Genomic DNA, 1,032 nt, shown 5'->3' with positions numbered 1-1,032 from the left:
CGTTCGCTAAATCCGAGCTTGGATACTGACCAAGATCCTCTAGCGCGAGTGTGGTTAACTCAAAACCCGAACCGTCTTCCCCAGAACCAATAAATCCAACCTCAAGACTCGTTAGCTCTTTAAGCTGGCTTGCAAGTGATAGGTCCATCTCGAAGCCTGCCAAGGCCCAAGCTTTCGTGATCGGCGCGTTAACCGGCAACATGAGTATTTGATAGGGCTTGTTTTGCAGCACAACCGTACTAGCCAGGCCGCCCTGCTCCGCCGCGGCACTTAACAACGATTGAAACGGAAAATGTGTCAGCTTTACGATACTGCCCGTACTTGCAATCAGCTGCCCATCGAGCGAGGTCAGCATCATCAGATCCGCACCAATACGGGCACCATGATTTGCCAGCACAGACACAATGGTAGACTCATCACCCGTTAACACCGCGGTCTTAAAACCAAAATCAGCCGTCAGCACTTGAGCTGACTCAAACAACTGCTCAGATCGAATATCCAGCAGTTGTTCAAATACGTTTTGACCAACAATCAGTTTGTCTTTTGCTTGCGCCTCAACGCTAGAATTAGTGGCGAGAATGACCGCTAAAATCGTCGTTAACGAGGAAAGAAAGATCAACCCTACGAACGACAGCAGTATTTTTGATCTTAGTCCAATATTAGTCATCATATCGATTTCTAAAACGCGAGAACTTTTTAATCGGCTGCGGCGCAATAAGATCGAGAGTTACCGTCATTGTCTCTTTATCGTCCACCTCGAACATGATTGGCGCATTGATGTTTTCCAACCATGGATGCCAAACCGCAATTTTTTCAGGTGTTTCGGAAAAACGGAGTGTTCCAGACTCATCTGTCACACCATAGCTTGGCCAAGGTGAGACAAAGATATAACCCAGCATGGCGTCGTGAATGTTGCATCCCAACACCACAACACCTGCCTCGCCGAACACCACCGGCTCTTCAGGCACACCTGCATAGAGCTTTATTTCGAACCGCTTTGGCTCAGAGAAGGAGTAAACATGGTGGCGAATA

1 protein-coding gene and 1 pseudogene are annotated in these 1,032 nt (G+C 48.1%); both read right to left on the bottom strand.

All coding sequences use genetic code 11. The annotated features are described in order from the left end of the window. Positions 1–670: cache domain-containing protein (locus tag A3750_RS16235; RefSeq protein ID WP_304440202.1), on the bottom strand; the 670-nt coding region annotated here is incomplete at its 3' end. Beyond that, positions 660–1,032: pseudogene (locus tag A3750_RS26245) on the bottom strand (Cupredoxin); the annotation flags it as partial. The pseudogene A3750_RS26245 and the gene A3750_RS16235, both read right to left, overlap by 11 nt.

The organism is Oleiphilus sp. HI0079 (genome assembly GCF_001635105.1).
The sequence above is the reverse complement of the archived record's forward strand: the minus strand, read 5'-3'. Positions and strand labels throughout refer to the sequence as shown.